Annotated in this window: 24 protein-coding genes and 1 riboswitch; of the genes, 11 read left to right on the top strand and 13 right to left on the bottom strand. The window is 67.0% G+C overall.

What is annotated here, in order from left to right; translation table 11 throughout:
• Positions 1-140 precede the first annotated feature (140 nt).
• The 5 genes from lnt to miaB form a co-directional block, all read right to left on the bottom strand.
• The gene (gene lnt / locus L1F06_RS20945; protein ID WP_129482991.1) at positions 141-1,664 is read right to left on the bottom strand and encodes an apolipoprotein N-acyltransferase; all 1,524 of its coding nucleotides are present in this window, start codon (positions 1,662-1,664) and stop codon (positions 141-143) included.
• 115 nt (positions 1,665-1,779) lie between these two features.
• Complete coding sequence (locus tag L1F06_RS20940; RefSeq protein ID WP_012019708.1) at positions 1,780-2,619, bottom strand: CorC family transporter; 840 nt, start codon at positions 2,617-2,619, stop codon at positions 1,780-1,782.
• Positions 2,620-2,650: 31 nt separating this feature from the next.
• Positions 2,651-3,106 carry an rRNA maturation RNase YbeY gene (gene ybeY, locus L1F06_RS20935; RefSeq protein WP_003240231.1) on the bottom strand — a complete coding sequence of 152 codons (456 nt, stop codon included), beginning with the start codon at positions 3,104-3,106 and terminating at the stop codon, positions 2,651-2,653.
• Positions 3,099-4,091 (bottom strand): PhoH family protein, encoded by a 993-nt coding sequence (locus L1F06_RS20930; protein WP_003240233.1) that lies wholly within the window; start codon positions 4,089-4,091, stop codon positions 3,099-3,101. Before L1F06_RS20930 ends, ybeY begins: the two co-directional genes overlap by 8 nt.
• Before the next feature lie 86 nt (positions 4,092-4,177).
• Positions 4,178-5,521, bottom strand: a complete 1,344-nt coding sequence (miaB, locus tag L1F06_RS20925) for a tRNA (N6-isopentenyl adenosine(37)-C2)-methylthiotransferase MiaB (RefSeq protein WP_003240235.1) — start codon at positions 5,519-5,521, stop codon at positions 4,178-4,180.
• Positions 5,522-5,709: 188 nt separating this feature from the next.
• On the opposite strand from miaB, the gene L1F06_RS20920 reads away from it, so the two are divergent.
• Positions 5,710-6,033 carry a DUF1820 family protein gene (locus tag L1F06_RS20920; protein WP_003240237.1) on the top strand — a complete coding sequence of 108 codons (324 nt, stop codon included), beginning with the start codon at positions 5,710-5,712 and terminating at the stop codon, positions 6,031-6,033.
• A gap of 72 nt (positions 6,034-6,105) precedes the next feature.
• Here L1F06_RS20920 and L1F06_RS20915 read toward each other — a convergent pair whose 3' ends face one another.
• From L1F06_RS20915 to L1F06_RS20895, 5 genes are all read right to left on the bottom strand, one after another.
• Entirely contained in the window at positions 6,106-6,654 is a 549-nt protein-coding gene (locus tag L1F06_RS20915; protein ID WP_003240239.1) for a tetratricopeptide repeat protein, read from the bottom strand.
• A 107-nt stretch (positions 6,655-6,761) separates the two neighbouring features.
• Positions 6,762-7,394, bottom strand: a complete 633-nt coding sequence (locus L1F06_RS20910; RefSeq protein WP_003240241.1) for a DUF6962 family protein — start codon at positions 7,392-7,394, stop codon at positions 6,762-6,764.
• Positions 7,394-8,683, bottom strand: coding sequence for a glutamate-1-semialdehyde 2,1-aminomutase (gene hemL, locus L1F06_RS20905; protein WP_012019703.1), 1,290 nt, complete (start codon positions 8,681-8,683; stop codon positions 7,394-7,396). The genes L1F06_RS20910 and hemL overlap by 1 nt, the downstream gene beginning before the upstream one ends.
• A gap of 22 nt (positions 8,684-8,705) precedes the next feature.
• A complete protein-coding gene (gene thiE, locus L1F06_RS20900; protein WP_129482990.1) occupies positions 8,706-9,335 on the bottom strand; it encodes a thiamine phosphate synthase in 630 nt (209 codons plus the stop codon).
• The gene (locus L1F06_RS20895; protein ID WP_012019701.1) at positions 9,332-10,129 is read right to left on the bottom strand and encodes a hydroxymethylpyrimidine/phosphomethylpyrimidine kinase; all 798 of its coding nucleotides are present in this window, start codon (positions 10,127-10,129) and stop codon (positions 9,332-9,334) included. The genes thiE and L1F06_RS20895 overlap by 4 nt, the downstream gene beginning before the upstream one ends.
• A 143-nt stretch (positions 10,130-10,272) precedes the next feature.
• Between L1F06_RS20895 and L1F06_RS20890 the strand changes: the two genes are divergently transcribed.
• The 8 genes from L1F06_RS20890 to L1F06_RS20855 all read left to right on the top strand — a co-directional run bounded on the left by L1F06_RS20890 (position 10,273) and on the right by L1F06_RS20855 (position 20,969).
• Positions 10,273-11,433, top strand: a complete 1,161-nt coding sequence (locus L1F06_RS20890; protein ID WP_129482989.1) for an MFS transporter — start codon at positions 10,273-10,275, stop codon at positions 11,431-11,433.
• A 90-nt stretch (positions 11,434-11,523) separates the two neighbouring features.
• Positions 11,524-12,270: a siderophore ferric iron reductase gene (locus L1F06_RS20885; RefSeq protein ID WP_129482988.1), complete on the top strand. Its 747-nt coding sequence runs from the start codon at positions 11,524-11,526 to the stop codon at positions 12,268-12,270.
• Entirely contained in the window at positions 12,264-13,031 is a 768-nt protein-coding gene (locus tag L1F06_RS20880) for an ABC transporter ATP-binding protein (protein WP_129482987.1), read from the top strand. Before L1F06_RS20885 ends, L1F06_RS20880 begins: the two co-directional genes overlap by 7 nt.
• 2 nt (positions 13,032-13,033) lie before the next feature.
• Positions 13,034-15,010, top strand: a complete 1,977-nt coding sequence (fhuB, locus tag L1F06_RS20875; protein ID WP_129482986.1) for a Fe(3+)-hydroxamate ABC transporter permease FhuB — start codon at positions 13,034-13,036, stop codon at positions 15,008-15,010.
• Entirely contained in the window at positions 15,007-15,897 is an 891-nt protein-coding gene (locus tag L1F06_RS20870) for an ABC transporter substrate-binding protein (RefSeq protein ID WP_129482985.1), read from the top strand. The genes fhuB and L1F06_RS20870 overlap by 4 nt, the downstream gene beginning before the upstream one ends.
• 238 nt (positions 15,898-16,135) lie before the next feature.
• On the top strand, positions 16,136-18,544 hold the full coding sequence (locus tag L1F06_RS20865; RefSeq protein WP_129482984.1) for a hybrid sensor histidine kinase/response regulator: 2,409 nt from the start codon (positions 16,136-16,138) through the stop codon (positions 18,542-18,544).
• A 137-nt stretch (positions 18,545-18,681) separates the two neighbouring features.
• Positions 18,682-19,323: a TetR/AcrR family transcriptional regulator gene (locus L1F06_RS20860; protein ID WP_129482983.1), complete on the top strand. Its 642-nt coding sequence runs from the start codon at positions 18,682-18,684 to the stop codon at positions 19,321-19,323.
• Positions 19,320-20,969: an acyl-CoA dehydrogenase family protein gene (locus L1F06_RS20855; RefSeq protein ID WP_096825566.1), complete on the top strand. Its 1,650-nt coding sequence runs from the start codon at positions 19,320-19,322 to the stop codon at positions 20,967-20,969. The genes L1F06_RS20860 and L1F06_RS20855 overlap by 4 nt, the downstream gene beginning before the upstream one ends.
• Positions 20,970-21,023: 54 nt before the next feature.
• On the opposite strand, the gene L1F06_RS20850 is transcribed toward L1F06_RS20855, so the two are convergent.
• On the bottom strand, positions 21,024-21,767 hold the full coding sequence (locus tag L1F06_RS20850; protein ID WP_129482982.1) for a carbonic anhydrase: 744 nt from the start codon (positions 21,765-21,767) through the stop codon (positions 21,024-21,026).
• Between the two features lie 279 nt (positions 21,768-22,046).
• A riboswitch (cobalamin riboswitch) is annotated at positions 22,047-22,250 on the top strand.
• A 53-nt stretch (positions 22,251-22,303) separates the two neighbouring features.
• Here L1F06_RS20850 and L1F06_RS20845 point away from each other — a divergent pair.
• The gene (locus L1F06_RS20845) at positions 22,304-22,987 is read left to right on the top strand and encodes an energy-coupling factor ABC transporter permease (protein WP_003240266.1); all 684 of its coding nucleotides are present in this window, start codon (positions 22,304-22,306) and stop codon (positions 22,985-22,987) included.
• Between the two features lie 10 nt (positions 22,988-22,997).
• On the opposite strand, the gene L1F06_RS20840 is transcribed toward L1F06_RS20845, so the two are convergent.
• Entirely contained in the window at positions 22,998-23,735 is a 738-nt protein-coding gene (locus L1F06_RS20840; RefSeq protein ID WP_129482981.1) for a hypothetical protein, read from the bottom strand.
• A 133-nt stretch (positions 23,736-23,868) separates the two neighbouring features.
• Here L1F06_RS20840 and amn point away from each other — a divergent pair, with 133 nt between their 5' ends.
• Positions 23,869-25,341 carry an AMP nucleosidase gene (gene amn / locus L1F06_RS20835; RefSeq protein WP_096825569.1) on the top strand — a complete coding sequence of 491 codons (1,473 nt, stop codon included), beginning with the start codon at positions 23,869-23,871 and terminating at the stop codon, positions 25,339-25,341.
• A gap of 1 nt (position 25,342) precedes the next feature.
• Here the strand turns inward: amn and L1F06_RS20830 are convergent, their stop codons facing one another.
• Positions 25,343-26,314 (bottom strand): threonine dehydratase, encoded by a 972-nt coding sequence (locus tag L1F06_RS20830; RefSeq protein WP_129482980.1) that lies wholly within the window; start codon positions 26,312-26,314, stop codon positions 25,343-25,345.
• Between the last annotated feature and the right edge of the window lie 75 nt (positions 26,315-26,389).

Genomic DNA, 26,389 nt, shown 5'->3' with positions numbered 1-26,389 from the left:
GAAGGAGCCGCGGCGATCCGTGCGGCAGGAAGTAGGGCGCGCCGTGCGCACCAGCGCTCCAGGCCAATCCACACCCTGAAACGAAAGTGCGTTCCTCCGGTGCGCACGGCGCGCCCTACGAACTGCAGGCGGCGTAGCGGCTAAAGCGTCTTGGCCATGCGGCTGGCCAGCAGCGCCCAGCCCAGCAGCAGGGCGCAGAGAATCGCCAGCGGCCAGATGCGCCATTGCAGGTAGGGCGTGAGCCCCTGCATCGGCAGCACTTCGCCATAGAGCACGCCTTGCTCGAACTGCGGCAGCGCAGCCTGGATCCTGCCCTGCGGATCGATCACCACGGTCATGCCGTTGTTGGTGGCGCGGATCATCCAGCGACCCGCCTCCAGCGCACGCATCTGCGCCATCTGCAGATGCTGCAGTGGGCCGATGGAGGTGCCGAACCAGGCGTCGTTGCTCACCGTCAGGAGGATGTCGCTGTCTGCCGCCAGCGCCGCGGCAAACTCCGGATAGACCACCTCGTAGCAGATGAACGGCGCCACCCGGTAACCCTTGGCCAGCAGCGGCGGCTGATCGGCCGGACCGCGGGCGAAGTCGGACATCGGCAGGTCGAAGAAGGCGATCAGCCCGCGCAGCACCTCCTGCAGCGGCACGTATTCGCCGAAGGGCACCAGCTTCTGCTTGAGGTAGGTGCCCTGGCCTTCGCCGAAGCTGGTGATGGCGTTGTAGTAACGCAGTTCGCCACGCTCGTTGGACTGCCGCACCGGCACGCCGGTGATCAGCGCGCTGTTGCGGTCACGGGCGAAGCGGTCCATCACGCCGATATAGCCTTGGGCCAGATCCTTGAGCACCGGAATGGCGGTCTCCGGCCAGACCAGCAGGTCGACCCGCTCGGCACTGAAGCTGAGGTCGCGATACAGCGCCAGCTGGGCATTGAGCTGGGCCGGGTCCCATTTCAGGTTCTGCTCGACGTTGCCCTGCACCAGGGCCACCTTCAGGCTGTCGCCTGCCGGGCGCGTCCAGCTCTGGCCCTGCAGCGCCAGGCCGGCGAGCCAGGGCGCCAGCAGCAGAAGCAGGGCGCACAGGTAGCGCGGCTTGTGCGGGCGCAGGCGCTCGAGATTGACGATCAGCGCGGCCGACAGGGCGATCAGGAAGGACGCCAGCCATACGCCACCGATGGGTACCAGGCCGCTCAGCGGGCCTTGCAGCTGGCTGTAGCCGGTGTAGAGCCAGGGAAAACCGGTGAGGAACCAACCGCGAAACACTTCCTGGGCGACCCACAGCGCGGCGAACGCCAGGGCGTCGGCCAGCGGCGCTTCGCTGCGGCGTATCCAGCGCGCCCACAGCGCTGCGGTCAGGGCGAAGAACAGGCCAAGGCCGGCGACGAAGCCCAGGGTGAGCAAGCCGGCCAGCGCCGGCGAGGCCGCGCCATAGTCGTGAATGCTCACATAGACCCAGCTGGTGCCCGCGGCGAACAGGCCGAAGCCGTAGCTCCAGCCACGCAGCGCCGCATGGCCCGGGCGCAGTTCGCGCAGGCCGAGATAGAACAGGGCGATGGACAGCACTGCCAGCGGCCACAGGTCGAAGGGGGCGAGCGCCAGGGTAGTCAGGGCGCCGGCGGCGCAGGCGAGCAGATGGCCGGGCCAGCCCGGGCGGGTCATCCATTGCAGCATGGGCAAATCCTTGGGATCGGGGTGGCGCAAGGGTAGGGGCAGGCAGTGGCAGGCGGCAAGTCGTAGCCCGGATGCAATCCGGGGAGGCACTTCAGCCCTCCCCGGATGCCGGCCGTCAGCGGCTGACCGGGGTCAGGCGCAGCAGGTGGATGCGGCGGCTGTCGGCGTTGAGCACGCGGAAGCGGAACTCGCCGATCTCGGTGACCTCGTTGCGCTTGGGCAGATGGCCGAAGGCGTTCATCACCAGGCCGCCGACGGTGTCGTACTCGTCGTCGGAGAATTCGCTGTCGAAGGTCTCGTTGAAACTGTCGATGGGCGTCAGTGCCTTGATCAGGTAGTCGCCGGACGGCAGCGGCTTGATATAGCCGTCTTCCTCGACGTCGTGCTCGTCCTCGATGTCGCCGACGATCTGTTCGAGCACGTCCTCAATGGTCACCAGTCCGGCGACGCCGCCGTACTCGTCGATCACCACGGCCATGTGATTGTGGTTGGCGCGGAACTCGCGCAGCAGCACGTTGAGACGCTTGGACTCGGGCACAAAGGTGGCCGGGCGCAGCAGGTCCTTGATGTTGAAGCTGGCCTGCTCGCCCTGCAGGATCAGCGGCAGCAGATCCTTGGCCAGGAGGATGCCGATCACGTCGTCGAGGCTTTCGCCGATCACCGGATAGCGCGAGTGGGCGGCGTCGATGATGGCGGGCAGGAACTCGCGCGGGCTCTGGCTGGCCTTGATGCTGATCATCTGCGAGCGCGGCACCATGATGTCGCGTACCTGCAGGTCGGCGACCTGGATGGCACCCTCGACGATGGCCAGCGCCTCGCTGTCGAGCAGCTTGTTCTGGTGGGCTTCGCGCAGGACTTCCAGCAGTTCCTGGCGGTTTCTCGGCTCATGAGCAAAAGCCTGGGTCAGTTTGTTGAACCAGGACTTCTGCTCGTTGCTCGATCGGTCTTCGCTCATGGCGTTTTACTCGGGGTCCTTATCAGGAGAATCATTCGTCGCCCGCATACGGGTCGGGGTGACCCAGTTCGGCGAGCAATTGTCGTTCCAGTTCTTCCATCTCGAGGGCTTCGTCTTCCTCGATATGGTCATAGCCAAGCAGGTGCAGGCAGCCGTGAATCACCAGGTGCGCCCAGTGCGCCTCCAGGGTCTTGCCCTGCTCGGCCGCTTCGCGCTCGAGCACCGGCACGCAGATCACCAGATCGCCCAGTAATGGGATATCGAGAATTCCATCGGGAATTTCGGCAGGGAAGGACAGGACGTTGGTGGCGTAGTCCTTGTGCCGCCAGGTGCGGTTCAGCTCGCGGCCTTCTTCCTCGTCGACCAGGCGGATGGTCAGCTCGGAATCGGCCGTGCGCTGGCGCAGGGCCAGTTCGCACCAGCGGCGCAGTTGTGCCTCGTCCGGGTGCTGGCCATCGCTGGCCAGCTGCAGGTCCAGCTCAAGCATTGCCGTCCTCGACCTTGCCGTGCAGGCGTGCATCGTGGCGCTCGTAGGCTTCGACGATGCGCTGCACCAGCGGGTGGCGCACCACGTCCTTGGGCTTGAAGTGGGTGAAGCTGATGCCCGGCACCTCGCGCAGCACGTCGATCACGTGGGTCAGGCCGCTCTTGGTGCCGCGCGGCAGGTCGACCTGGGTAATGTCGCCGGTGATCACCGCGGTGGAGCCGAAACCGATACGGGTGAGGAACATCTTCATCTGCTCGACGGTGGTGTTCTGACTCTCGTCGAGAATGATGAAGCTGTTGTTAAGGGTGCGGCCACGCATATAGGCCAGCGGCGCAACCTCGATCACCTGCTTCTCGATCAGCTTGGCCACGTAATCGAAGCCGAGCATTTCGTAGAGCGCGTCGTACAGCGGGCGCAGGTAGGGGTCGATCTTCTGCGCCAGATCGCCGGGCAGGAAGCCCAGCTTTTCGCCGGCTTCCACCGCCGGGCGTACCAGCAGGATGCGTCTTACCTGCTCGCGCTCCAGCGCGTCCACCGCGCAGGCCACCGCCAGGTAGGTCTTGCCGGTGCCGGCCGGGCCGATGCCGAAGTTGATGTCGTTGTCGAGGATGGCCTTGACGTAGCGCTGCTGATTGGGACCGCGCGGCTTGATCACCCCCTTCTTGGTGCGCAGCGTCACCTGCGGCGCATTGCTGGGGTTGGCCAGCTCTTCGACGCCGGATTCCTGCAGGTACAGGTGCACTAGGTCGGGTGACAGCTCGGTGGCTTTGGTTTCGCGGTACAGCTTGCGCAGCAGGGACTCGGCGGCGATGGCCTTGTCGCTGGCGCCGACCAGTTCGAACTGGTTGCCACGGTTGCGGATTTCCAGACCGAGACGTTCTTCGATCAGGCGCAGGTGCTCGTCGAACTGGCCGCAGAGGTTGGCGAAACGGCGGGCCTCGAAAGGTTCGAGGGTGAAGCGATGGGGTTCTAGGGGAGCGTTCAAGGTTGTGTTGTGGCCGTCACTTGGCTGAGGGATAACTGGAGCATAACGCCGGCCGCCCACAACGCAAAGCGTGAGCGGCCGTGGCTTTAGTTGAGGGTGCTGGCATCGAGCAGGGTGCCGCGCAGCGAATGGGGCAGGGCGTCGTCGATGTGCACATCGACGAACTGGCCGATCAGGCGCGGATTGTCGCAGCGGAAATTGACGATGCGGTTCTGCTCGGTGCGGCCCTGGAGCATGCCCGGGTCCTTCTTCGAGTAGTCGCTGACCAGGATGCGCTGCACCGTGCCGACCATGCGTCGGCTGTTCTCGAAACCGTACTGGTTGATGCGGTGCTGGAGGATGGCCAGGCGCTGCTTCTTCACTTCATCCGGGGTGTCGTCGACCAGGTCGGCGGCCGGCGTGCCGGGGCGCGAGCTGTAGATGAAGGAGAAGGAAAAGTCGAAGCCGACGTCCTCGATCAGCTTCATGGTCTGCTCGAAGTCCTTCTCGGTCTCGCCGGGGAAGCCGACGATGAAGTCCGAGCTGATCAGAATGTCCGGCACGGCGGCGCGCAGCTTGCGGATGCGCGACTTGTATTCCAGGGCGGTGTGGTTGCGCTTCATCGCCGCGAGGATGCGATCCGAGCCGGATTGCACCGGCAGGTGCAGGTACTTCACCAGCTGCGGGATCTCGGCGTGGGCGGCGATGATGGCGTCGGAGAACTCCAGCGGGTGGCTGGTGGTGTAGCGGATGCGCTCGATGCCGTCGAGGGCCGCCACCGCATGCAGCAGCTCGGCGAAGTCGGCGATGCGACCGTCCGGCGTCGCACCGCGATAGCCGTTGACGTTCTGTCCGAGCAGGGTGACTTCCTTGACGCCCTTGTCGGTGAGTTGGGTGATTTCCAGCAGTACGTCGGCCAGCGGGCGGCTGACTTCCTCGCCACGGGTGTAGGGCACCACGCAGAAGGTGCAGTACTTGCTGCAGCCTTCCATTACCGAGACGAAGGCGCTGGGACCATCGACGCGCGGCTCGGGCAGGCGGTCGAATTTCTCGATCTCGGGGAAGCTGATGTCCACCTGGGCGGTCTTGGTGGTGCGTGCGGCGTCGATCATCTCCGGCAGGCGGTGCAGGGTCTGCGGGCCGAATACCACGTCGACATAGGGCGCGCGGTCGCGAATCGCCGCGCCTTCCTGGCTGGCCACGCAGCCACCGACGCCGATCACCAGATCCGGGTTGGCCTGCTTCAGCTCGCGCCAGCGGCCGAGCTGGGAGAACACCTTATCCTGGGCCTTTTCGCGGATCGAGCAGGTATTGAGCAGGATCACGTCGGCTTCTTCGGGTTTTTCCGTGACCTCCAGAGCCTGATGCTCGCCCAGCAGGTCGACCATGCGCGAGCTGTCGTACTCGTTCATCTGGCAACCGTGGGTTTCGATATAGAGCTTCTTGGTCATGGCACTGTCTGAGGTGGTTAAAAAATGACCGCGCATTATAGGGGAGCGTCGAGCATCAAGCTACCGGCACAGGTGCGAGCCTGGCGCGATATCTGCGGGTGTCACGGGCTTTCGCCACGCGCGCAGGGCATTCCGATCCGCCTGCTGTGCTATCCTGCGCGCCCCGTTTTTCCTGACTTCGAGTCTTCATGAGCAAGCGTGACCCCATCTACAAGGTGATTTTCCAGAACCAGGGCCAGGTGTACGAGATGTATGCCAAGCAGATCTACCAGAGCGATCTGTGGGGCTTTCTGGAGGTGGAGGAGTTCGTCTTCGGCGAGCGCAACCAGCTGGTGGTCGACCCCAGCGAGGAGAAGCTCAAGGCGCAGTTCGAGGGCGTGGTACGCAGCTTCGTGCCGATGCACGCGATCATCCGCATCGACGAGGTGGAGCGCCTGGGCACGGCGAAGATCAGCGAGGCCAAGGGCGGCGGCAACGTCATGCCGTTCCCCATGCCGATGCCGGACAAGTGAGCGCAGAATCGTAGGGTGCGCCGCGCGCACCAGCTTTTCCACGTCAGTGGTGCGCACGGCGCACCCTACGGGTCAGGGCAAGGGCGAGAAGGGTGAACGACCTTCGACGGTCTGCAGCTCCAGCAGGTAGCTGCGGAAGATCTGCCCCAGCACCTGGCTGGCGATTTCCAGTTCATCGCGACGCATCTGCGCCGACACCAGGTCGGCGCTGTCCATGGCTTCGTCCGAGCCATTGACCGATGCCATCTTCAAGACGATATAGGCCTGCACGTTGTTGGCCGGTACGCCTTCGCCCCGAAAGAACATGGTGCCCAGGCGCAGTTGCGCTTCGGCGTGCCCCTGCAGCGAGGCGCGCTCGAACCAGGTCAGCGCCTGCTTGAGGTCGCGCGGGGTGCGTTTGCCGTCGTAGTAGTACTCGCCGAGTTCGAAGGCCGCCTGGACGTTGCCGCCGCGGGCCATTTCCTGGCAGGTGGCCAAGGCGTCGGGCATGTCTTCGGGGGTGCCCGTCAGGGCGCAGCTGCCGGTTGCGGGAATCAGCAGGGAATTGCCGCCTGCCAGTGCAAACAGCGGGAGGAAAAGCAACAGGCAGCCCAGGGAGAGGGTGCGGCCGGTGCGGTTCATCTGGATAACGGGACCTCGGCGGTTCGGAGCGGGTGGCATGCCCGGCCGGCGCAAAATCGTGCCGGCCGTCGCATTATGGAGTAAACCGCCCGCTTCTTACAAAACCTTTACCCGGCCTGCTCGCCTGGACTCCCCGGCAGATGCAGCAGCAGCCAGGCCAGCAGCGGATAGGCCGGCGTCAGCAGGCCGTGAAACAGGTCGATGCGCCTGAGCGGGCCGATGAACCCCTGGGTGCCGACCGCCATCCCGGCTGCCAGAAACAGGCCGACCACTGCGCCGGCCACCAGCAGCGGTGCGCGCCGTGGCCACTGCACGGCACCGGCGTAGAGAATCAGCGCCAGGCTGGCCAGGTTCAGCGCCAGGCGGTAATCCTCCAGATAGCCCATCTGCCGGAACAGCTCGAAGAAGGCGCACAGGCCGAGGACGATGCGCCCCCAGTTCGGCCGGCTCCAGACCCAGCCGCGACCCAGCGCCAACGCCGCGGCGCCGAGCAGCGGCAGGCCGAGAAAGCTGCTGGCCTGGGAGAGCCACAGGTGCGCGGCCTGCCAGCTCGGGTCGAAGCCGTAACGAATCACGCCGACGCCGGCCGCCGCAGCCGGCAGCAGGAAGCCGAGCAGGGCGCAGAACAGCGCCGGCTGATCGCCCTCGCCGTAGCGCCCGCGCGCCCGGCCGATCCATACGACGCAGACGGCGCAGGCCAGGGCCAGCAATGCATCACTGAAGGCGGTGCTGTATTGCATCAGGCTTTTTTCAGCTCGGCGAAGGCGCGCTCGGCTGCGGCGAAGGTGATCTCCAGCTCCTTGTCGCCATGGGCGATGGAGGTGAAGCCCGCTTCGAAGGCGCTCGGCGCCAGGTACACGCCACCTTCCAGCATCAGGTGGAAGAAGCGGTTGAAGCGCGCGCTGTCGCTGGCCATCACGTCGGCGAAGGTGACGATGTCGTCGGCGCCGCTGAAATACAGGCCGAACATGGCGCCCGCCTGGGTGGTGACGAAGGGGATGCCGGCGGCATCGGCGCGCTGCTGCAGACCGTCGAGCATGCGCGTGGTGTAGTCGCTCAGCTCGGTGTGGAAGCCCGGACGGCTGATCAGCTTCAGCGTGGTCAGGCCGGCGGCCATGGCCAGCGGGTTACCCGACAGGGTACCGGCCTGGTACACCGGGCCGAGCGGGGCGATGCACTCCATGATCGCGCGCTTGCCGCCGAAGCAGCCCACCGGCATGCCGCCGCCGATGATCTTGCCAAAGGTGGTCAGGTCCGGAGTGACGCCGTAGTGCGCTTGGGCGCCGCCAAGGGCGACGCGAAAACCGGTCATCACTTCGTCGAAGATAAGCACCACGCCGTGCTTGTCGCACTGCTCGCGCAGGCCTTCGAGGAAGCCCGGCGCCGGCGGCACGCAGTTCATGTTGCCGGCTACCGGCTCGACGATGATGCAGGCGACTTCCTTACCCACCTGCGCCAGGCATTCTGCCACGGCGTCGATGTCGTTGAACGGCAGGGTCAGGGTGTGCTTGGCGAAGGCTGCCGGCACGCCCGCGGAGTTCGGCACGCCCTGGGTCAGGGCACCGGAGCCGGCCTTGACCAGCAGGCTGTCGGAGTGGCCGTGGTAGCAGCCCTCGAACTTGATGATGCTGTCGCGGCCGGTGTAGCCGCGGGCCAGGCGGATGGCGCTCATGGTCGCCTCGGTGCCGGAGCTGACCATGCGCACCATCTCCATCGACGGCACCAGGCTGCATACCAATTCGGCCATCTCGGTTTCCAGCGCGGTCGGCGCGCCGTAGGACAGGCCGTGCTGCAGCTGGCGCCGCACCGAGTCGAGCACGTCCGGGTGGCTATGGCCAAGGATCATCGGGCCCCAGGAACCGACGTAGTCGACGTAGCGCTTGTCGTCTTCATCCACCACGTAGGCGCCTTCGGCGTGCTTGAAGAACAGCGGCGTGCCGCCGACGCTGCGGAAGGCGCGCACCGGCGAGTTGACGCCGCCGGGGATGTGCTTCTGGGCATTGGCGAAGAGGATTTCGGAGCGGGACATGGCAGGTTCTCTCTGAAAAGGGTCAATCGAACAGCGCGGCGAAGGCGCGGGCGCGGTCTTGCACCTCGAGGGCGGAGTCCGCGGCAAACAGGGCGTGGATCACGGCCACCATGCTGGCGCCGCGGGCGATCAGGCCGGGGGCGTTGTCCAGGGTCACGCCGCCGATGGCGACGATGGGCTGGGCAAAGCGCGCGCGCGCCTGATCCAGCAGCTCCACGGTGGCGGCCGGGGCGCCGGGCTTGGTGTTGGAGTTGAAGAAGCGGCCGAAGGCGATATAGCTGGCGCCTTCGGCGACGGCGCACTCGGCCAGCTCCAGCTGGGCGTGGCAGGTACCGCCGATCACGACTTCTGCGCCGAGGCGAGCGCGAGCGGCGGCCAGCGAGCCGTCGGTCTGGCCCAGGTGCAGGCCGACGCCCAAGTGCGCGGCCAGCTCCAGATCATCGTTGATGATCAGCGTGGCGCCATGGCGCTGGCACAGTTCGGCCAGTGCCTGGGCTTCATCGAGGCGACGCACGGCATCGCCCGACTTGTCGCGGTACTGCAGCAGGCGCGCGCCACCGATCAGCGCCGCTTCGGCATAGGGCAGCAGCTTGCCGTCGGCCAGCAGGGGAGTGTCGGTGATGGCGTAAAGGCCGCGCAGCGCCGCAGTCATTGGGCGAAGTCCAGCGGCAGACGGCGCGGCACGTACTGGCCGTGGCCGGGTTGCTCGGCGTCGCGCAGGGTGCGCCAGGTGTAGTCCAAGGCACTTTTCACGGCGCTGACCAGTTCCTCGCCCAGGGCCAGGCGACCGGCCAGGGTGCTGGCCAAGGTGCAGCCGGAGCCGTGGTAGCTGCCGGGCAGGCGCGCGCAGGTGAAGGTGTGGCGGCTGCCGTCACGGCAGTACAGGCGGTTGTGCACTTCGGCTTCGTCACCGTGGCCGCCGGTGATCAGCAGGTGTTCTATAAAAGGCAGCAGCTTCTCGGCGCACTCGTCGGCGCTGCCTTGCGGCAGTTCGGCGAGGATGCGCGCTTCCGGCAGGTTCGGCGTGGCGATGGTGGACACGGCGAACAGGCGCTCGCGCATGGCATAGCCGACGTCGTCCTTGCCCAGCGAGCCGCCGCCACCGGCGCGCAGTACCGGGTCGCAGACCAGCGGTACGCCCGGCAGCTGGCTCATCACCTCGAGCACGGTCTCGACCATCTCCACCGAGCCGAGCATGCCCAGCTTGACGGCGGCCACCGGCATGTCGGCGATCACGGCGCGGGCCTGGGCCAGCACCCAGTCGCGGTCGAGCACGCGGAAGTCGGAGACGTTGACGGTGTCCTGCACGGTCAGCGCGGTTACCGTCGGGGCGGCGTGACAGCCCTGCGCCAGCAGGGCTTCGATATCGGCCTGCAGGCCGGCACCACCGCTGGGGTCGTGACCGGACATGCACAGCACTACGGGGCGGGAGTTTGGCGTTTTCATGGTGCGCGAGCTTATCACTAACCGCCTGTCGGCCGCTGCATGTCATGCAGGCTGCTAGCCGTTCTGATTCTCGTCCGTATTGGCATTTGCGGGCTTGTCGATGGCATCATGCGCGGCCCTGCCGCCTTGCCCGACTGCCTCCGATGACGCTGCGTACCTGCCTGATCATGATGACCGCTCTGGCGGTGATCACCGACAACCTGATCATTCCCTTCTATCCGCAGTACTTCGCCGAGCGCTTCGACAATCCGCCGGAGCAGCACGTCGGCCTGTATCTGGCGGTGGTCAGCTTCGTGGTGATGGCGGTGTTCCCGCTCTGGGCGCGTCTGGCCAAGCGCGTGCACCCGGTGCGCATCCTGATCAGCGCGCAGCTGATGGCCGGTAGCCTCACCGCTGCCTGCTATTTCATCGATTCGCTGCCGCTGTTCTGGGTGGTGTCGCTGCTGATGGTGGTGTTCAAGGGCAGCTACCTGCTGATGTATCCCTACGTGATGAGCCTGCAGCAGCAGGACAACCACACCCAGACCATCGGCACGCTGTCGGTGGTGGTGCACTTCGGCGCCATTCTCGGCGCCGCGCTGGGCGGGCTGATCCTGCAGGTGATGAACATCGGCGACGTGTTCCTGGTGATGGCCGCCGGCGACTTCATCCAGATGGCCATCTGCATGCATCTGGTGCGCGGCTACCTGCCGGCGCCGGGTGAGCAGCCGGCCAGCGACGAGGCGCCGGTGAAGAACGAGGCGCGCAGCCTGCCGGCCATCTACCGCCTGTGCCTGGTAATGCTGCTGTTCTACTTCGTCGGTTACGTGACGCGGCCGTTCTTCGCGGTGTACTGGCAGCAGGTGGCGCACTGGAACAGCGAGATGGCCGCCGGCTTCGTCTATGCGCTGCCCGGCGCGGTGGCCGTGGTGGCGCTGTGGTGGGGGCGCCGCGCGACCAGGCAGGGCAACACCCGTGACGGCATTCTCGCCGGATTGCTGCTGGGCGCGGCGGCCACCTTCATCCAGGGCTTCGGCGATCAGTGGCTGATCCTGCTTGGCCGCGTGCTGTTCGGCTGGGCGCTGTATCAGGTCACCGTGCGTCTCGACGCGCTGCTGTTCGAGCTCAGTTCGCCTGAGCACTACGCAGTGGACTTCAGCAAGATCAATATCTTCCAGTGCCTGGGCAACATGGGCTCGGCCTACGGCGCGGGCCTGCTGGTCAGTCATTACGGCCAGGCCATGCCGTTCTGGGTCGGCGCTGCCGGCCTGCTGGCGACGGCCGCGCTGTTCCCGCTACTGGTGCGCAAACCGCGCACGGCCTGAGTCTTGAATGGCGAATGATAATTTGATGCAGATGCGTTTCGGTGATTAAATTCGCCCTCCGCACTGCCGCCGTCGTCCGGGTTCGCCGCGATGCAAGACCTCCACCATCTGCTCGATGTCATTTCCCGCAGCCTGCCCGGGCTGCAGGGACGGATCGGTGCAGCCGGCGCTGACCTGCTGGTGTGCGGCAGCGAGGGCAATGCCCAGCGTATCGCCACGCTCTATCAGCACTGGCGTCAGGCGCATCCCGAGGCCGGGCCGCATTACTGGACGGTGCGCAGCTGGACCTATCTGGTCTGGCAACCCATCTACCTGACACTGCTCGGCGTGCACCTGGCGCAGCGTGCGCCCTGCCTGTCGAGCCTCGGGCAGTGCGTTGAGGGCGGTGTGGTATCGGGTTTCTGCCTGGCCGAGCACTCCGTGCAACAGGCGGCGCAAGACCAGCTGATCGGCCTGGCCGCGCGCCAGCTGGACGATTGGCTGCGGCGCCAGCACGCCGAGTTCTGCCAGGTGCAGAACATTCACGGCAAGCTGGCCCAGCGCCTGGCGGCCGACTACGTGCTGGCAGCCCTGCTGCTGGTGCAGCGTCAACAGAACCTGGGCAACCAGCAGCTGCGCACCCTGGCCGCGCACTGGCTGGACGCGTTGGGCCTGCGCGGCGCCAGTGAGCTGCTCGAAGTGCGGCTGGACGATGGTCGCGACTGCCTGACCCTGGAGCGCAAGGCCTGCTGTCAGCACTTTCGCCGCGGCGACGGCGAGCTGTGCAGCACCTGCCCGAAGCTGCGGCGTGACGAGCGCCTGCTGCGCCTGCGCGAGGAGCTGGCCCTGGCATGCTGACGCTGCGCGATATCGAAGTGCGCCGCGGCGAGCGGGTGACGCTGGCGCTGGACGAGCTGCAGCTGCAGGGCGATCGCTTCACCGTGATCCTCGGCCACAACGGCTCGGGCAAGTCGACCCTGATGAACCTGCTGGCGCGGCAGCTGCAGCCGACGCGCGGCACGCTGGCGCTGGACGAGCAGCCGCTGGCGCGCTTCTCCGCGCGTGACTTCGCCCGCCGCGTGGCCTTTCTGCCGCAGCATCTGCCCGACGTGGCCGGCCTGACCGTGCGTGAGCTGGTGCGTCTGGGGCGTTTTCCCTGGCGCGGGCTGCTTGGTCGCTGGCGTGCCGACGACCACGCCGCCGTCGATCAGGCGCTGGCGCAGACCGATGTAGCCCATTACGCCGATCATCTGGCCGACAGCCTGTCCGGCGGCGAGCGTCAGCGCGCCTGGATCGCCATGCTGCTGGCCCAGCAATCGCCGCTGCTGCTGCTCGACGAGCCGACCTCGGCGCTGGATCTGGCGCACCAGTACGAGCTGATGGGCCTGCTGCGCCAGCTCAACCGCGACAGCGGGCGCGGTATCGTTGCCATCCTGCATGACATCAACCTCACCGCGCGACATGCCGACCGGGTGATTGCCCTCAAGCAGGGGCGCATCTTCTTCGATGGCAGCCCGGACGAACTGCTCAGCGGGCCGCTGCTCAGCCAGCTTTACGACATCGACATCCAGCTGATCGAGCAGCCCGGCAGCGCGCGCAAGATCGCCGTGGTGGCCTGAGCATGGCGGCAGTTTCGGCGCCGTCACGCCATGTCCTGACGCTGCTTGCGTTGCTGCCCCTGGCGCTGCTGCACCTGTGGCTGGCGGCCGACCTCGACCCGTTCGAACTCGGGACCATGCTCGGCGCTGCGGAGCAGAGTTTCGAGCGCCTGCAACTGCAGCTGTCGGCGTTGCCGCGACTGAGCATGGCCTTGCTGGTGGGCGCTGCACTGGGGCTGTCCGGCAGCCTGTTGCAGCAGATCACGCAGAATCGCCTGGTTTCCCCCATGACCATTGGCGCCTCGTCCGGGGCCTGGCTCGGCCTGGTCCTGGCCACCTTGCTGATGCCGGCCTTCGCCGCCAGCCATGGTCAGTGGGCGGCGCTCGGCGGAGCGCTGCTGGCGGTCGGCCTGGTACTGCTGATCGCCGGGCGCAGCGGCATCGGCGGCCTGCCGCTGGTGCTCGGCGGCATGGCCATGAACCTGCTGCTCGGCGCGCTGGCTGCCGGGTTGGTGCTGATCAACAACCAGTACACCCAGGGCTTGTTCGTCTGGGGCGCGGGGGACCTGGCGCAGATCGACTGGCACTGGGTGCAGTGGCTGTGGCCCAAGCTGCTGCTGGCCGTGCCGCTGCTGATCCTCGCGCCGCGGCCGTTGAGCCTGCTGCAGCTGGGTAGCGACGCCGCTCAGGGCCGCGGCCTGGCGCTGTGGCCGGTGATGCTGGTGCTGTTTCTGGCGGCGCTGTGGCTGTGCGCGGTGTCGATCACCGCGGTTGGCCTGATCGGCTTCATCGGCCTGCTCACGCCCAATCTGGCGAAGATGCTGGGCGCCCGCACGGCACGCGACGAGCTGAGTTACAGCGTGCTGCTCGGCGCCTTGCTGCTGCTGGCCACCGATGCCCTGGCGCTGCTGGCCAACCAGCTCAGCGGCCAGCTGGTGCCCAGCGGCGCGGCGGCTGCGCTGATCGGCGCACCGGTGCTGTTGTGGCTGGCGCGTCGGCACCTGGCGGCAGAGGATCCGCACGGCCTGCGCTTGCCGGCCGGCGCCGAACGTTTTGGCTGGCGCGGCGCCTTGTGGCTCGGGCTGCTGGCTGTGCTGGCCCCGGTGCTCGCCCTGTGCCTGGCGCGCGGCCTCGATGGCTGGCGTCTGCAATGGCCTTCGGCGCTGGTCTGGTCGCTGCGCTGGCCGCGCGTGCTCACCGCCGCTTCGGCGGGCGCCGGGTTGGCGATTTCCGGTCTGCTGCTGCAGCGCCTGCTGCGCAACCCCCTGGCTAGCCCGGACATCCTCGGCCTGTCGGCCGGCGCCACGCTGGCGGTGATGCTGGCGCTGACCTGGTTCGGTGGCGCCTTGCTCGGTGCCGTCGCGCCGCTGGCGGCCTTCGTCGGCTGTCTCGCCGTTCTGGCGCTGTTGATGCTGCTGGGCCGCCGTCACCATTATTCGCCGGCGCTGATGGCGCTGCTGGGCATTTCCCTCGGCGCGCTGCTCAACGCCGCCTTGCAGTTCGTGCTGGCCAAGGGCACGGGCGATTCGTTCGCGCTGCTGGGCTGGCTGGCCGGCTCCACCTACCGCGCCACGCCGGCGCAGGCGCTATGGCTGACGCTGGGCGTGCTGCTGCTCGGCGCGCTGGCGCTGCTGTTCCAGCGCGCGCTGACCTTGATCGGCATCGGCGATGGCGTGGCCGCCAGCCGCGGCCTCGACGTGCCGCGACTGCGCCTGGCGCTGCTGGTGCTGGTGGCGCTGCTCTGTGCGCTGGTTACCAGCCTGCTCGGGCCGGTGGCATTCCTAGGCCTGCTGGCGCCGCATATCGCGGTGACGCTCGGCGCGCGTCGGGTGGCGCCGCAGCTGTCGCTCGCCGCCGCCCTGGGCGCGCTGCTGATGCTGCTGGCGGACTGGGCCGGGCGCACGCTGATCTTCCCCTTGCAGATTCCGGTGGGCATCGTCGCCTCGGTGCTGTGCGGCGGCTATTTCGTGTTGCTGCTGATTCGCGGGAGGCTGGCATGAGGCGGTGGCTGCTGGGCGTGCTGCTGCTCTGGCTGGCGCCGGTGTGGGCTGACACCGCGCCGCGGGTGGCGGCGCTGAGCTGGGAGGCCACCGAACACCTGCTGATGCTCGACGTGACGCCGCTGACCGTTGCCGATGCCGGCGACTATCGCACCTGGGTGGTACGGCCGACCTTGCCCGCTGGCGTGCCCTCGGCCGGCTCGCGCCTGGAGCCCAATCTCGAACTGCTGGCCGAGCTGCAACCCGAGTTGATCGTCATCCCCCCTTTGCTGGAGGACATCCGCCCGCTGCTCGAGCGTATCGCGCCGGTGCAGGTGTACCAGGGCTTCAGCCAGCAGCACGACAATCTGCAGGCGCAGCGCGAGGCGTTTCTCGACCTGGCGCGCGCGCTGGGCCGCGAGGCATTGGCCGAGCAGCGCCTGCAGGCCATGGACGCCGAGCTGGCGCGCTGGCGTGAGCGGCTGCAGGCACATTACGATGGCGCGCTGCCGGCAGTGACGGTGATCCGTCTGTCCTCGCCGACGGCGGCCTTCATCAATGGACCCAACTCCATGCCGCAACACGCGCTGACCTTGCTCGGTCTGCAGCCGGCCATGCAGCTGGCACCCAGCCCCTGGGGCATCACCCAGGTGCCGATCACCGCCCTGGGGCGCATCGACCGGGGCGCGGTGCTGCATATCGAACCCTTCGCCCAGGAGGCGCAGCTGTTCGCCTCGCCGTTGTGGCAGGCGATGCCCTTCGTGCGTGAGCAGCGCTTTGCCGGGATGCCTTCGACCTGGACCTATGGCGGGGTGTTTTCCCTGCAGTACCTGGCCGAGGCCATGGCTCAAGCACTGCTGAAACTGCCGTCCGACGCTGGAAAAGCGCCACGCCAGCCCCTAGAGTAGTGCGATTCGAATATAAGTCTGCCGTGCGTGACGACATCGCATGGGGCAAATGGGGGCCCCGGTGTCGTTCGACAGGCTTGGCAGGTTGTTGAATGACCACCTGCGTTGCCACCGCTGCGTCAAAGACAGGCCCGATCGAAATGCGCACTTACGGCGGTAAGATGTGTCTTTCACGCCTGTCTTTCCTTGCGCTGGCTGCCTCGGCAACGCTTTTCAACAGTCTGCTTAGTGGAGTCGTATGTACCGGCTGCTCCTGCTCTTCTTGAGCCTCGTTTTTTCCTCGCTCGTGGGCGCCGTTACCTTCGACGAAAAGATGCGCGCCTTGCCGCTGGGGCAGAGCATGTACGTGTTCGAGGACGTGCGCGGCGATGCCAGCATCGACGACGTCGCCTCGCCAGCCCTGCAGGGCAGCTTCCGTCTGCATGACAAGCCGGTGCTCAATGCCGGCTACTCGCGCTCGGTGTTCTGGCTGCGTCTGGATCTGGAATACCGCCCCATACAGGCGCAGGGCCCGCGCAACTGGCTGCTGGAACTGGCCTACCCGCCGCTCGATCATCTGGAGCTCTACCTGCCCGACGACCGCGGCAGCTTCGCGCTGGCGCAGCGCACCGGCGACGCCCTGCCATTTGACACGCGGCAGATCCGGCAGAACAACTACCTGTTCGAGCTGAACCTCGAACCAGGCCAGAGCAAGCGCATCTACCTGCGTCTGGAAAGCCAGGGCTCGATCCAGGCGCCACTGACTCTGTGGGCGCCCAACGCCTATCTGGAAGAGCAGCCTGGGCGCATCTACGTGCTCGGCATCATCTATGGCGTGCTGCTGGTGATGCTGGTGTACAACCTGTTCATCTTCCTCAGCGTACGCGACACCAGCTACCTGTATTACATCCTCTACATCGCCTCGTTCGGCCTGTATCAGGTTTCGGTCAACGGTGCCGGCATCGAGTATTTCTGGCCCAACAGTCCCTGGTGGGCCAATGCCGCCACGCCCTTCCTGATCGGCTCGGCTGCCCTGTTCGGCTGTCAGTTCGCCCGCAGCTTCCTGCACACCGCCGAGCACAGCCCCTGGGTCGACCGCCTGCTGCTGCTGCTGATGGCCTGCGGCGCCGTGGTGATGGTCCTGGCGCTGAGCGTCAGCTACGCCACCGCGCTGCGTCTGGCCACCTATCTCGCTCTGCTGTTCACCGTGGTGATCTTCGCCGCCGGTGTGCTCGCCTGGCTGCGTGGCATGCGCGTGGCGCGCTACTTCATCTTTGCCTGGACCGCCTTTCTGGCCGGCGGCATCGTCAACACGCTGATGGTGCTGGGCCATCTGCCCAATGTCTTTCTCACCATGTACGCCAGCCAGATCGGCTCGGCGCTGGAGGTCGGCCTGCTGTCGCTGGCTCTGGCCGACCGCATCAACGCCATGAAGGAGGAGCGCACGCGCATCCTCCAGGAGGCCGGGCGCAAGCTGGAGGCGCTGAACCAGGAGCTGGCCGACAGCAACCGCTTCAAGGACGAGTTCCTCGCCACCGTGACCCACGAACTGCGCACGCCGATGAACGGCGTGATCGGCTCGCTGGAGCTGATGCAGACGGTGAAGATGGACGTCGAGCTGGAGCAGTATCAGAAAACCGCCGCGGCCTCGGCGCGCGACATGATGCGCATGGTCAACGACATCCTGGCGCTGACCGAGCTGCAGGCCGGCAAGCTCTACCCGCGGCGCGAGACGTTCAGCCTGCGTGGTCTGTTCGACGGCCTGCGCGCGCAGTACGCCGCGCGTGCCGACGACAAGGGCCTGGCATTCGTGCTGGAGCTGGACGACAGCCTGCCCGACACCCTCGAGGGCGACGCTGCCAAGCTGGCCCAGGCGCTGGGCTATCTGCTGGACAACGCCATCAAGTTCACCGCCGAAGGCAGCGTGACGCTGCAGGTCGGTCGCGCCGGCAGCCACGCCGACAACCTGCCGCTGAGCGTGGTGGTCAGCGACACCGGCGTAGGCTTCGAGCCCGGCGAGGGCGATCTGTATCAGCGTTTCCATCAGCTCGACGGTTCGATGACGCGCAAATACGGTGGCCTCGGCATCGGCCTGGCGATCTGCCGGCAACTGGTCGACCTGCTCGGCGGCGCCCTCAGCCACGAATCGCAGCTGGGCGTGGGCAGCCGCTTCCGCCTCGACGTGCCCCTGACCCTGCCGCCGCAACAGCCCGCCAGCACCGCCCGCCCGCGCTCGAGCGGCCGGGTGCCGCTGCGCCAGGCTCAGCAGTGCACAGTGCTGATCGTCGAGGACAACGCCATCAACCAGTTGGTGACGCGCGGCATGCTACTCAAGCTCGGTTACCGGGTGCGCACCGCCGACAATGGCGCCGAAGCCCTGGACCTGCTGCGCAGCGAGACCGTGGATGCCGTGTTGCTGGATTGCCAGATGCCGGTCATGGACGGCTTCGCCACCTGCCGCGCCCTGCGTGCGCTGCCCGGTTGCGCCGAGGTACCGGTGCTGGCGATCACCGCCCATAGCCACAGCGGCGACCGCGAACGCTGCCTGGCTGCCGGCATGAGCGACTACCTGGCCAAGCCGATGAAGTTCGAAGAGCTGCGCGTGCTGCTGCACGACTGGGTGCTCTGTCGTCCGCCTGCCGTCTCGCAGTCGCCGGGCATGCCGTAGATCGGCTGCAGCCCGACACGCGTCCGCGCTGCGAAGCGGCTATCGATGTCCGTTCGGCCGCAGATATGGCCGGATCGTCCCTTTAGCCATGGTCTGAATCCTGATTCACTACGAACATGTGAATCAGGATTCAGACCATGGCCTATCGCACCACCGAAGCCCGTCTCGACCGTGACCAGGCGCTGCGCGAGCGCATTCTGGCCTGCGCACTGCAGCGCGTGAGCGCAGGCGGTTTCGCGGCGCTGACCATGCAGGCGCTGGCCGACGATGTCGGCATCGCCACCGGCAGCCTGTACCGGCACTTTCGCAGCAAGGGCGAACTGGCGGCCGAGGTCTTCGCCAGCGCCAGCCAGCGCGAGGTCGATGCCCTGGCCGTGCAGCTGCGTCAGCCCGGCAGCGCTGCGCAGCGCCTGCGCGAGGGGCTGCAGCAGTTCGCCGCGCGCGCCTGGCATAGCCGGCGCCTGGCCTTCGCCCTGATCGCCGAACCGGTCGAGCCGGAAGTCGACGAGCAGCGCCTGCTCTATCGCGAGGCCTATGCCGAGCTGTTCATCGACCTGCTCGAAGAAGGCAGGCGCAGCGGCGAGTTTCAGGTGGACCAGGTGGGCCTGGCCGCCGCCTGTCTGGTCGGTGCCATCGCCGAAGCCCTGGTCGGACCGCTCTCGCCACCGGCGCGTGCGGCCCGTGCTGCAGGTCATCCCAGTCTGGAACTGGCTCAGGTCAGCGCCAGCCTCGTCACCTTCTGCCTGCGCGCCGTGGGCGCCAAGGAGTCAACCCGATGAAACCCAGTCTGCACGCCGAAACCCATGAGGTCTTCAACCAGGTGCCCAGCCTCGACGGCGCCAACCTCTACCGTCTCGATCTGCCGCTGCAGGAGTGGGTCCGCCGCTACGATGGCGCCTGGGCGGAAGAACGTCTGAGCGCCTATGGCGCGCTGGCCGGCGGCGCGCTGATGCAGGCGGGCTTTCTCGCCAACGAGAACAAGCCGGTGTTCAAGAGCCATGACCGCTACGGCAACCGCATCGACCTGGTGGAATTCCACCCGGCCTATCACGAACTGATGCGCACGGCCATCGAGCACGGCCTGCCGTCGCTGCCCTGGACCGACCCGCGCGCCGGTGCCCATGTCGCCCGCGCCGGGCTTTCCTATCTGCACAGCCAGGCCGAATCCGCCAGCGGCTGCCCGCTGACCATGACCTTCGCCGCCGTGCCGGCCATTCGCCTGCAGCCGAATGTGGCCGAGCAGTGGCTGCCGAAGATCCTTGCCACCGAGTACGACCCGCGCAACCTGCCGATGGAGCAGAAGGCCGGCGTCACCATCGGCATGGCCATGACCGAGAAACAGGGCGGCACCGACGTGCGCGCCAATACCACCCGTGCCTATCCCATCGGCCTTGGCGGGCCGGGGCAGGGCTACGAGCTGGTCGGTCACAAGTGGTTCTGCTCGGCGCCGATGTGCGATGCCTTTCTCACCCTGGCCTATACCGACAAGGGTTTGAGCTGCTTCCTGCTACCGCGCCATCGCCCGGATGGCACGCGCAACCAGTTCTACATCCAGCGCCTGAAGAACAAGCTGGGCAACTGGGCCAACGCCTCTAGCGAAGTGGAATACCGCGGCGCCTTCGCCTGGATGCTCGGCGAGGAAGGGCGCGGCGTGCCCACCATCATCGAGATGGTGGCTATGACCCGCTTCGACTGCATGGTCGGCTCCAGCAGCCTGATGCGCCAGGCGCTGACCCAGGCCGCGCATCACTGCGCGCATCGCCAGGTGGGTGGCAAGATTCTCGCCGACCAGCCGCTGATGCAGAACGTGCTGGCCGATCTGGCCCTGGAGAGCGAGGCCGCCCTGGCGCTGTGCATGCGCATGGGCCGCGCGCTCGATCATCTGCATGACGAGCAGGAAGACAAGTTCGCCCGCCTGGTCACTGCGGTGGGCAAGTACTGGATCTGCAAGCGCGCCCCGGAAATGGTCTACGAGGCCAGCGAATGCATGGGCGGCGCCGGCTACGTCGAGGAAACCATCATGCCGCGTCTGTATCGCGAGGCGCCGGTCAACTCGATCTGGGAAGGCTCGGGCAACGTGCAGTGCCTGGACGTGCTGCGCGCCCTGTCCAAGGAGCCGGGCGTACTCGATGCACTGTTCAATGAGCTCGGTGACGGCCATGGCGATGCACGGCTGAAGGCGCATATCCAGCGACTGAAAACCGACTTCAGCGACACCGCCGACATCCAGTACCGCGCCCGCCAGCTGACCGAGGACATGGCCGTGGCGCTGCAGGCCAAGCTGTTGCTGGAGGCCGGCAACAGCGTGGTCAGCGACGCCTTTATCGCCAGCCGCCTGGAAGGCCGCGGCCGCGTCTACGGCACCCTGCCGCGCGGCGTCGACGTCGAGGCGCTGGTGGCGCGCAGCACGCCGCATCTGCTGTAAGGGGCGATAGTCCCGGAACGAAGCGCCGGCTATTCAGCCGGCGCATAACGCGGGTCAGTAGTCACTCTCCAGCACTTCACGGTCGTAGAGCGCCTGGATCGGGCGTGCGTTCATCGCATACAGGTGCTGGAACTGCTCCAGCTGTGCATGGGACAGTTCGACCGGCTGCTTCAGCACGCGCCATTGCACGTTCTCGCTGCACGGCGGGGTGGTCAGCGAGCCGGCGAAGGCGTAGTAGCCCTGCTGCTGCGGCAGCACGGCCTGCGGGGTGAAGCTGCCGGCCAGCTCGACTTTCTCGCCTGCCTTGGGCGGCATGGTGTCGAACACCTGACCCAGCGCCTGGTTCTGCGCGCCTTCCTTGAACAGCACCGCTACCACCGCCAGGCGGCCGTCGCTGGCCTGGTGGACGAAGTGCGCCACCATCGGGAACGCCTGCCCGGCAATGTGCTCCTCGCTGGGCGTATGGAAATGGAATTGCACTAGGCGGTAGGGCTTGCCGTCGATCTCGATGCCGCCGGCATTGGCCAGGTTTACCTGAATGGTGTGGCCGTTGTTTACCACCTCGGCCGGGCTGACCTGGTAGTCGAAGGCGAGGCGCGGCAGGGAGGCTCGGGTGGCATTGCGGATATCGATGGGCGACTGGGCGTGGCCGATCGCGCAGGTTTCGTAGCCTGGGTCCAGCTGGGCCCAGTGTTCGGGGCCTTCGTTGCCGTTGTAGCTCCAGTGCGGTTGCTGTTCGGCGGCCATGGCGCCGGTTGCGAACAGGGCGGTCAACGCAACGATCAGGGTCTTCTTCATATGCGCTCTCGTGACTGGATGATGGGCCTGCAGGCTCGCGTGGGCAGAGGCCGGCGCGAGTGCAGAAATACTACGCTTGCTTTGTAATATGAAGTTACATATACGCCTGGCGGTGTGACGCTTTCCGCATCTGTGCCGCATCGGCCGTGTTCGGGACAGCGTTCGTTCAGCCAGCGCGGCGCAGCTGCCGGAAAGTGGCCTGCGGCCTGCACGTGGCTCGGTCGCCCACCTGACCCGTGCGGCGGCGAGTGCGGATGCTGTCTTTTGCTCCGGCGGCGGAGTAAGGTTGCCGCCGATGGTTCCGCCGCCTCTGGCGCGCGGATGAAAAGGGAACAGGGTGCGGCGCCGCGTCGCCAATGCCCTGGCTGCCCCCGCAACTGTAAACGGCGTACGACGCTCCCTATGCCACTGGCCGCCAGGCCGGGAAGGCGAGCGAAGTGGCAAGCCGTGAGCCAGGAGACCTGCCATCGGCAAACGGGCGATTCGCCCATCCTTCATCCGAATCGTCGCGCGGTGGGCGCGGCCAAGGAACTCGCATGCATATCGAACCCGGTGTCGTCGAAGGCGCCAAGATCTTCCTCAGCTACGCAACCGCTGTCGGCGCCTTCGGCCTGACCGCCAAACTGGCGCGCGATGCCATCCGCGACAACGGCGGGGTGACGGCCCTGGCGCTGCGCAGCCTGCTGACCACTGCTTTGGTGTTCTGCTTCTTCGAGGTGTTGCCGCATCACCCGGTGGGTGTTTCCGAGGTGCACCTGATCCTCGGCTCGACCCTGCTGCTGCTGTTCGGCGCCGGCGCTGCCGCCATTGGTCTGGCCGCTGGCCTGTTGTTGCAGGGGGTGCTGTTCGCTCAGTTCGACCTGCCGCAGTACGGCATGAACGTCACCACCCTGCTGCTGCCGTTGTGGGGCATCAGCCTGCTGGCCAAGCGCATCGTCGCGCCGGGCACGGCCTACGTGGACCTCTCCTACAAGCAGGCGCTGGCGCTGTCGACCGCCTACCAGGGCGGTATCGTCGCCTGGGTGGCCTTCTGGGCGTTCTACGGTCAGGGCTTCGCCGGCGAGAACCTGGCGGCTGTGGCCAGTTTCGGTCTGGCCTATATGAGCGTGATCCTGGTCGAGCCGCTGATCGACCTGGGCGTGCTGGCCGCCGCCAAGGCCCTGTCGCGTTTCAGCCAGGGGCCGCTGTTCAACGTGCGTCTGCACCACAGCGCCGCCTGAGCACGCGCCGCTAACGGCGGCGCTGCCAGATCATCTTGCCGGTATTGCTCTCGGTGACCAAGTACTGGTCGCTGAAACGGTAGTAGGCGGCCGGTTGATAGTCGGCAGCGCCTGCCAGGCGCACCAGCAGCATGCCGTCCTGGCTGCGCCAGTGGCCGCTGTACTGCACCTCGCCGGGGCTGTCATAGCTCCAGTCGCTGCCGCCATCGATCGAGCGGGTCCATTGCGTGACACTGCCATCGGCGTTCAGCTGCAAGGTCATCAGGGTCGTGAACGAAGCGAAACTGGCACCGCCGCTGTTGATGATCTTCTCGTGCACCCAGGTGCCGATCAGTGCCGGGTCCTGCTTGCCCGAGGTGGCTGCCGGCGGCGTTTGCGCGGCGGGGGCTGCGGCAACGCGCTGGAACAGGGCCTGGCGCTCGAGCACCTGACCGTTGCGCGGATCGCGCGCGGCGATGCTGGTGTTGAGCATGGCATTGGCGTAGGTGGCGTTCATGTTGGCCAGCAGCAGCCCTGACTGCGGTTCGCTGATTTCGGCGCGCAGCAGCTCACCGTCATAGCGCCCCTTGACGATCAGGCGCAGGCGCTGGTTCTCCAGATATTCGCCTTCCACCACATCGCCGTTCTGGCGCAGGATCAGCTCGCTCGGCTGGCCGTCGAGCGTGGCGCGATAGTGGCCGTCCAGTTCCCCGGCCTGAGCGCAGCAGCAAAGCAGGGCAAGCAGCAGTGGAGCGATGGCACGGGGCATGGCGCGGCCCTCCGGCTGGCTGATTGCCATAAGCCTAGCTGCTGGCGCGACGACGGGCTCGCTGCCGCGCGCTATGTTTTCGTCGCCGTATGCAGGCAAGATAGGGGCGTTCACTCAGCCAGGAAGACACGCTGTGAAACCCTGTTCCGATGATTTCGTCATTGCCCATACGCCGGAAGAGGCGGTAGATCGCCTTGCCGCCCTGCATCTGCAGGCCACCAACGCCCTGAGCCGGGCGCTCAAGCGCTATCTCAAGGAGCGCATTCGCCCTGACGCCAGCGAGCATTGCCTGTTCCGCTACCCCGAGCTGCGCCTGACCTACCTGTGCCAGGGCGAGGTGCCGACCACCGTGCGCGCCTACGCCAAGGTGCAGGTGCCGGGTACCTACGCCATCACCGTGACCCAGCCGGCGGCCTTCCGCAAATACCTGCTGGAGCAGCTGCGCCCGCTGATGAACGACTTCACCCTGCGCGTCGAGGTGGGTGTCAGCCAGCAGAACATTCCCTACCCCTATGTGGTGGAGCAGGGCGACGAGCTGGCCGGCAGCGGCGTGACCGCCGCCGAGCTGGCGCGGGTGTTCCCCAGTACCGATCTGTCCGCCGCCACCGACGGCACCGCCGACGGCCTGTACGACTGGGAAAACATCGACCCGCTGCCGCTGGCGCTGTTCGACGCGGCGCGCACCGACTTCTCCCTGCGCCGCCTGGTGCACTACACCGGCAGCGACTGGCGCCACGTGCAGCCGTGGATCCTGCTGACCAACTATCACCGCTACGTCGACCAGTTCATCCGCCATGGTCTGGACATGCTGGTGGGCGACTCGCGCTTCACCCGCATGGTGCTGCCGGGCAACGTGGTGATCGAGCGCGGCATGGCCGAAGGCGAGATGCAGGCGATCATCGAGAACGTGGTCTGGCACCGCTACCAGATGCCGGCCTATCACCTGCTGGCCGCGGATGGCCATGGCATCACCCTGGTCAACATCGGCGTCGGCCCGTCCAACGCCAAGAACATCACCGACCACCTGGCCGTGCTGCGTCCGCACTGCTGGCTGATGATCGGTCACTGCGGCGGCCTGCGGCAGTCGCAGACCATCGGCGACTACGTGCTGGCCCACGCCTATATGCGCCGCGACGGCATTCTCGATCGCGTACTGCCGCCGAACATCCCGCTGCCGGCGCTGGCCGAGGTGCAGCAGGCGTTGCAGGAGGCCGCCAAGCTGGTCACCGGCGAGCAGGGCGACGAGCTGAAGAAGCGCCTGCGCACCGGCACCGTGCTGACCTACGACGACCGCAACTGGGAGCTGCGCTGGGCCCAGGAACGGCCGCTGATCAACCTGTCGCGCGCGGTGGCGGTGGACATGGAAAGCGGCACCATCGCCGCGCAGGGCTATCGCCTGCGGGTGCCCTACGGCACGCTGCTGTGCGTGTCGGACAAGCCCCTGCACAGCGAGATCAAGCTGCCCGGCGCAGCCGGCGCTTTCTACGAGCGCGCGGTGACCCAGCACCTTCATATCGGCATCGCCGCGCTGGAGCTGATGCGCAGTCAGCTCGATTCGCTGCATTCGCGCAAACTGCGCAGCTTCGACGAGCCGCCGTTCCGCTGAGTCAGGCCGCGACCGGCGCCTCGTCACGCAGCAGTTCGGCCAGCGCAGCGCGGTCGATATTGGCGCCGCTGAGCACCACGGCCACACGCTGGCCGGCGTTGCGCTCGCGCTCCTGCATCAGCGCGGCCAGCGCGGCGGCGCCGGCGCCCTCGGCGAGGTTGTGGGTGTCCTCGTGATAGGCGCGGATGGCGGCGCGAATCTCCTCATCGCTCACGCGCACGATGCGCGCGGCACCGGCGCGGATCATCTCCAGCGCCAATGGCTGCGGCTGACGACAGGCCATGCCGTCGGCCAGGGTGTCGGCGCGTTCGGTCTGTACCAGGCAACCCTGCTCGAAACTCTGCGCGTAGGCATCGGCGCCGCTGGCGACCACGCCGACGATTTCGGTGTCGAGGCCGAGCAGGTCGCGGGTGCGGATCATCCCGCAGATGCCCGAACCGAGGCCGATGGGCACGTACACTCGGCGCAGGTTCGGCAGCGCCTCCAGCAGCTCCAGGGCATAGGTGGCCACGCCGCGCACCAGATCCTCGTGCAGTGACGGCACCCAGTGCAGGCCGTCGCGTTCGGCCAGGCGCGCGGCTTCGGCGCGCGCTTCGTCGAAGTCGCGGCCATGTTCGATCACCTCGGCGCCGAGGGCGCGCATCGCCGCATTCTTCTCGCGGGCGTTGCCCTGCGGCACCAGGATACGAATCGCCAGGCCGGCCTGACGCGCGGCCAGCGCCAGGCTCTGACCATGGTTGCCGCGGGTGGCGGTGACCAGCCCGCGCACCTGCGGCTCGCGGCGCAGCAGCGCGTCGATATAGACCAGCCCGCCGCGCACCTTGAAGGCGGCGGTGGGGGCGTGGTTCTCGTGCTTGACCCACAACTCGCAACCCGTGCGCTCGCACAGCAGCGGCCAGCTCAGCTGTGGCGTGGGCGCCATATGGCGGTGAACCAGTTGTGCGCTTTGGCGCAGTTGGGCGAGGTCGAACATGACGGGCACTCCGGGTGGTGTTGACCCCGATGCTAGTGCGGCGCATTGTATGGATAAATCTTTATATTGCATGGC

Origin of the sequence: Pseudomonas hydrolytica, assembly GCF_021495345.1 — a bacterium.
In the GTDB taxonomy this organism is placed as follows: Bacteria; Pseudomonadota; Gammaproteobacteria; order Pseudomonadales; family Pseudomonadaceae; genus Aquipseudomonas; species Aquipseudomonas hydrolytica.
The sequence above is the reverse complement of the archived record's forward strand: the minus strand, read 5'-3'. Positions and strand labels throughout refer to the sequence as shown.

Bases quoted from the DNA above. Each gene is read 5' to 3' on its own strand.
- L1F06_RS20845 (WP_003240266.1), top strand. From the start codon at position 22,304: ATGCATATCGAACCCGGTGTCGTCGAAGGCGCCAAGATCTTCCTCAGC.
- L1F06_RS20895 (WP_012019701.1), bottom strand. From the start codon at position 10,129: ATGAAAACGCCAAACTCCCGCCCCGTAGTGCTGTGCATGTCCGGTCAC.
- L1F06_RS20830 (WP_129482980.1), bottom strand. From the start codon at position 26,314: ATGTTCGACCTCGCCCAACTGCGCCAAAGCGCACAACTGGTTCACCGC.
- L1F06_RS20880 (WP_129482987.1), top strand. From the start codon at position 12,264: ATGCTGACGCTGCGCGATATCGAAGTGCGCCGCGGCGAGCGGGTGACG.
- fhuB (WP_129482986.1), top strand. From the start codon at position 13,034: ATGGCGGCAGTTTCGGCGCCGTCACGCCATGTCCTGACGCTGCTTGCG.
- L1F06_RS20885 (WP_129482988.1), top strand. From the start codon at position 11,524: ATGCAAGACCTCCACCATCTGCTCGATGTCATTTCCCGCAGCCTGCCC.
- lnt (WP_129482991.1), bottom strand. From the start codon at position 1,664: ATGCTGCAATGGATGACCCGCCCGGGCTGGCCCGGCCATCTGCTCGCC.
- L1F06_RS20890 (WP_129482989.1), top strand. From the start codon at position 10,273: ATGACGCTGCGTACCTGCCTGATCATGATGACCGCTCTGGCGGTGATC.
- L1F06_RS20865 (WP_129482984.1), top strand. From the start codon at position 16,136: ATGTACCGGCTGCTCCTGCTCTTCTTGAGCCTCGTTTTTTCCTCGCTC.
- L1F06_RS20870 (WP_129482985.1), top strand. From the start codon at position 15,007: ATGAGGCGGTGGCTGCTGGGCGTGCTGCTGCTCTGGCTGGCGCCGGTG.
- thiE (WP_129482990.1), bottom strand. From the start codon at position 9,335: ATGACTGCGGCGCTGCGCGGCCTTTACGCCATCACCGACACTCCCCTG.
- miaB (WP_003240235.1), bottom strand. From the start codon at position 5,521: ATGACCAAGAAGCTCTATATCGAAACCCACGGTTGCCAGATGAACGAG.
- L1F06_RS20850 (WP_129482982.1), bottom strand. From the start codon at position 21,767: ATGAAGAAGACCCTGATCGTTGCGTTGACCGCCCTGTTCGCAACCGGC.
- L1F06_RS20910 (WP_003240241.1), bottom strand. From the start codon at position 7,394: ATGCAATACAGCACCGCCTTCAGTGATGCATTGCTGGCCCTGGCCTGC.
- L1F06_RS20940 (WP_012019708.1), bottom strand. From the start codon at position 2,619: ATGAGCGAAGACCGATCGAGCAACGAGCAGAAGTCCTGGTTCAACAAA.
- ybeY (WP_003240231.1), bottom strand. From the start codon at position 3,106: ATGCTTGAGCTGGACCTGCAGCTGGCCAGCGATGGCCAGCACCCGGAC.
- L1F06_RS20840 (WP_129482981.1), bottom strand. From the start codon at position 23,735: ATGCCCCGTGCCATCGCTCCACTGCTGCTTGCCCTGCTTTGCTGCTGC.
- L1F06_RS20920 (WP_003240237.1), top strand. From the start codon at position 5,710: ATGAGCAAGCGTGACCCCATCTACAAGGTGATTTTCCAGAACCAGGGC.
- L1F06_RS20915 (WP_003240239.1), bottom strand. From the start codon at position 6,654: ATGAACCGCACCGGCCGCACCCTCTCCCTGGGCTGCCTGTTGCTTTTC.
- hemL (WP_012019703.1), bottom strand. From the start codon at position 8,683: ATGTCCCGCTCCGAAATCCTCTTCGCCAATGCCCAGAAGCACATCCCC.
- L1F06_RS20860 (WP_129482983.1), top strand. From the start codon at position 18,682: ATGGCCTATCGCACCACCGAAGCCCGTCTCGACCGTGACCAGGCGCTG.
- L1F06_RS20855 (WP_096825566.1), top strand. From the start codon at position 19,320: ATGAAACCCAGTCTGCACGCCGAAACCCATGAGGTCTTCAACCAGGTG.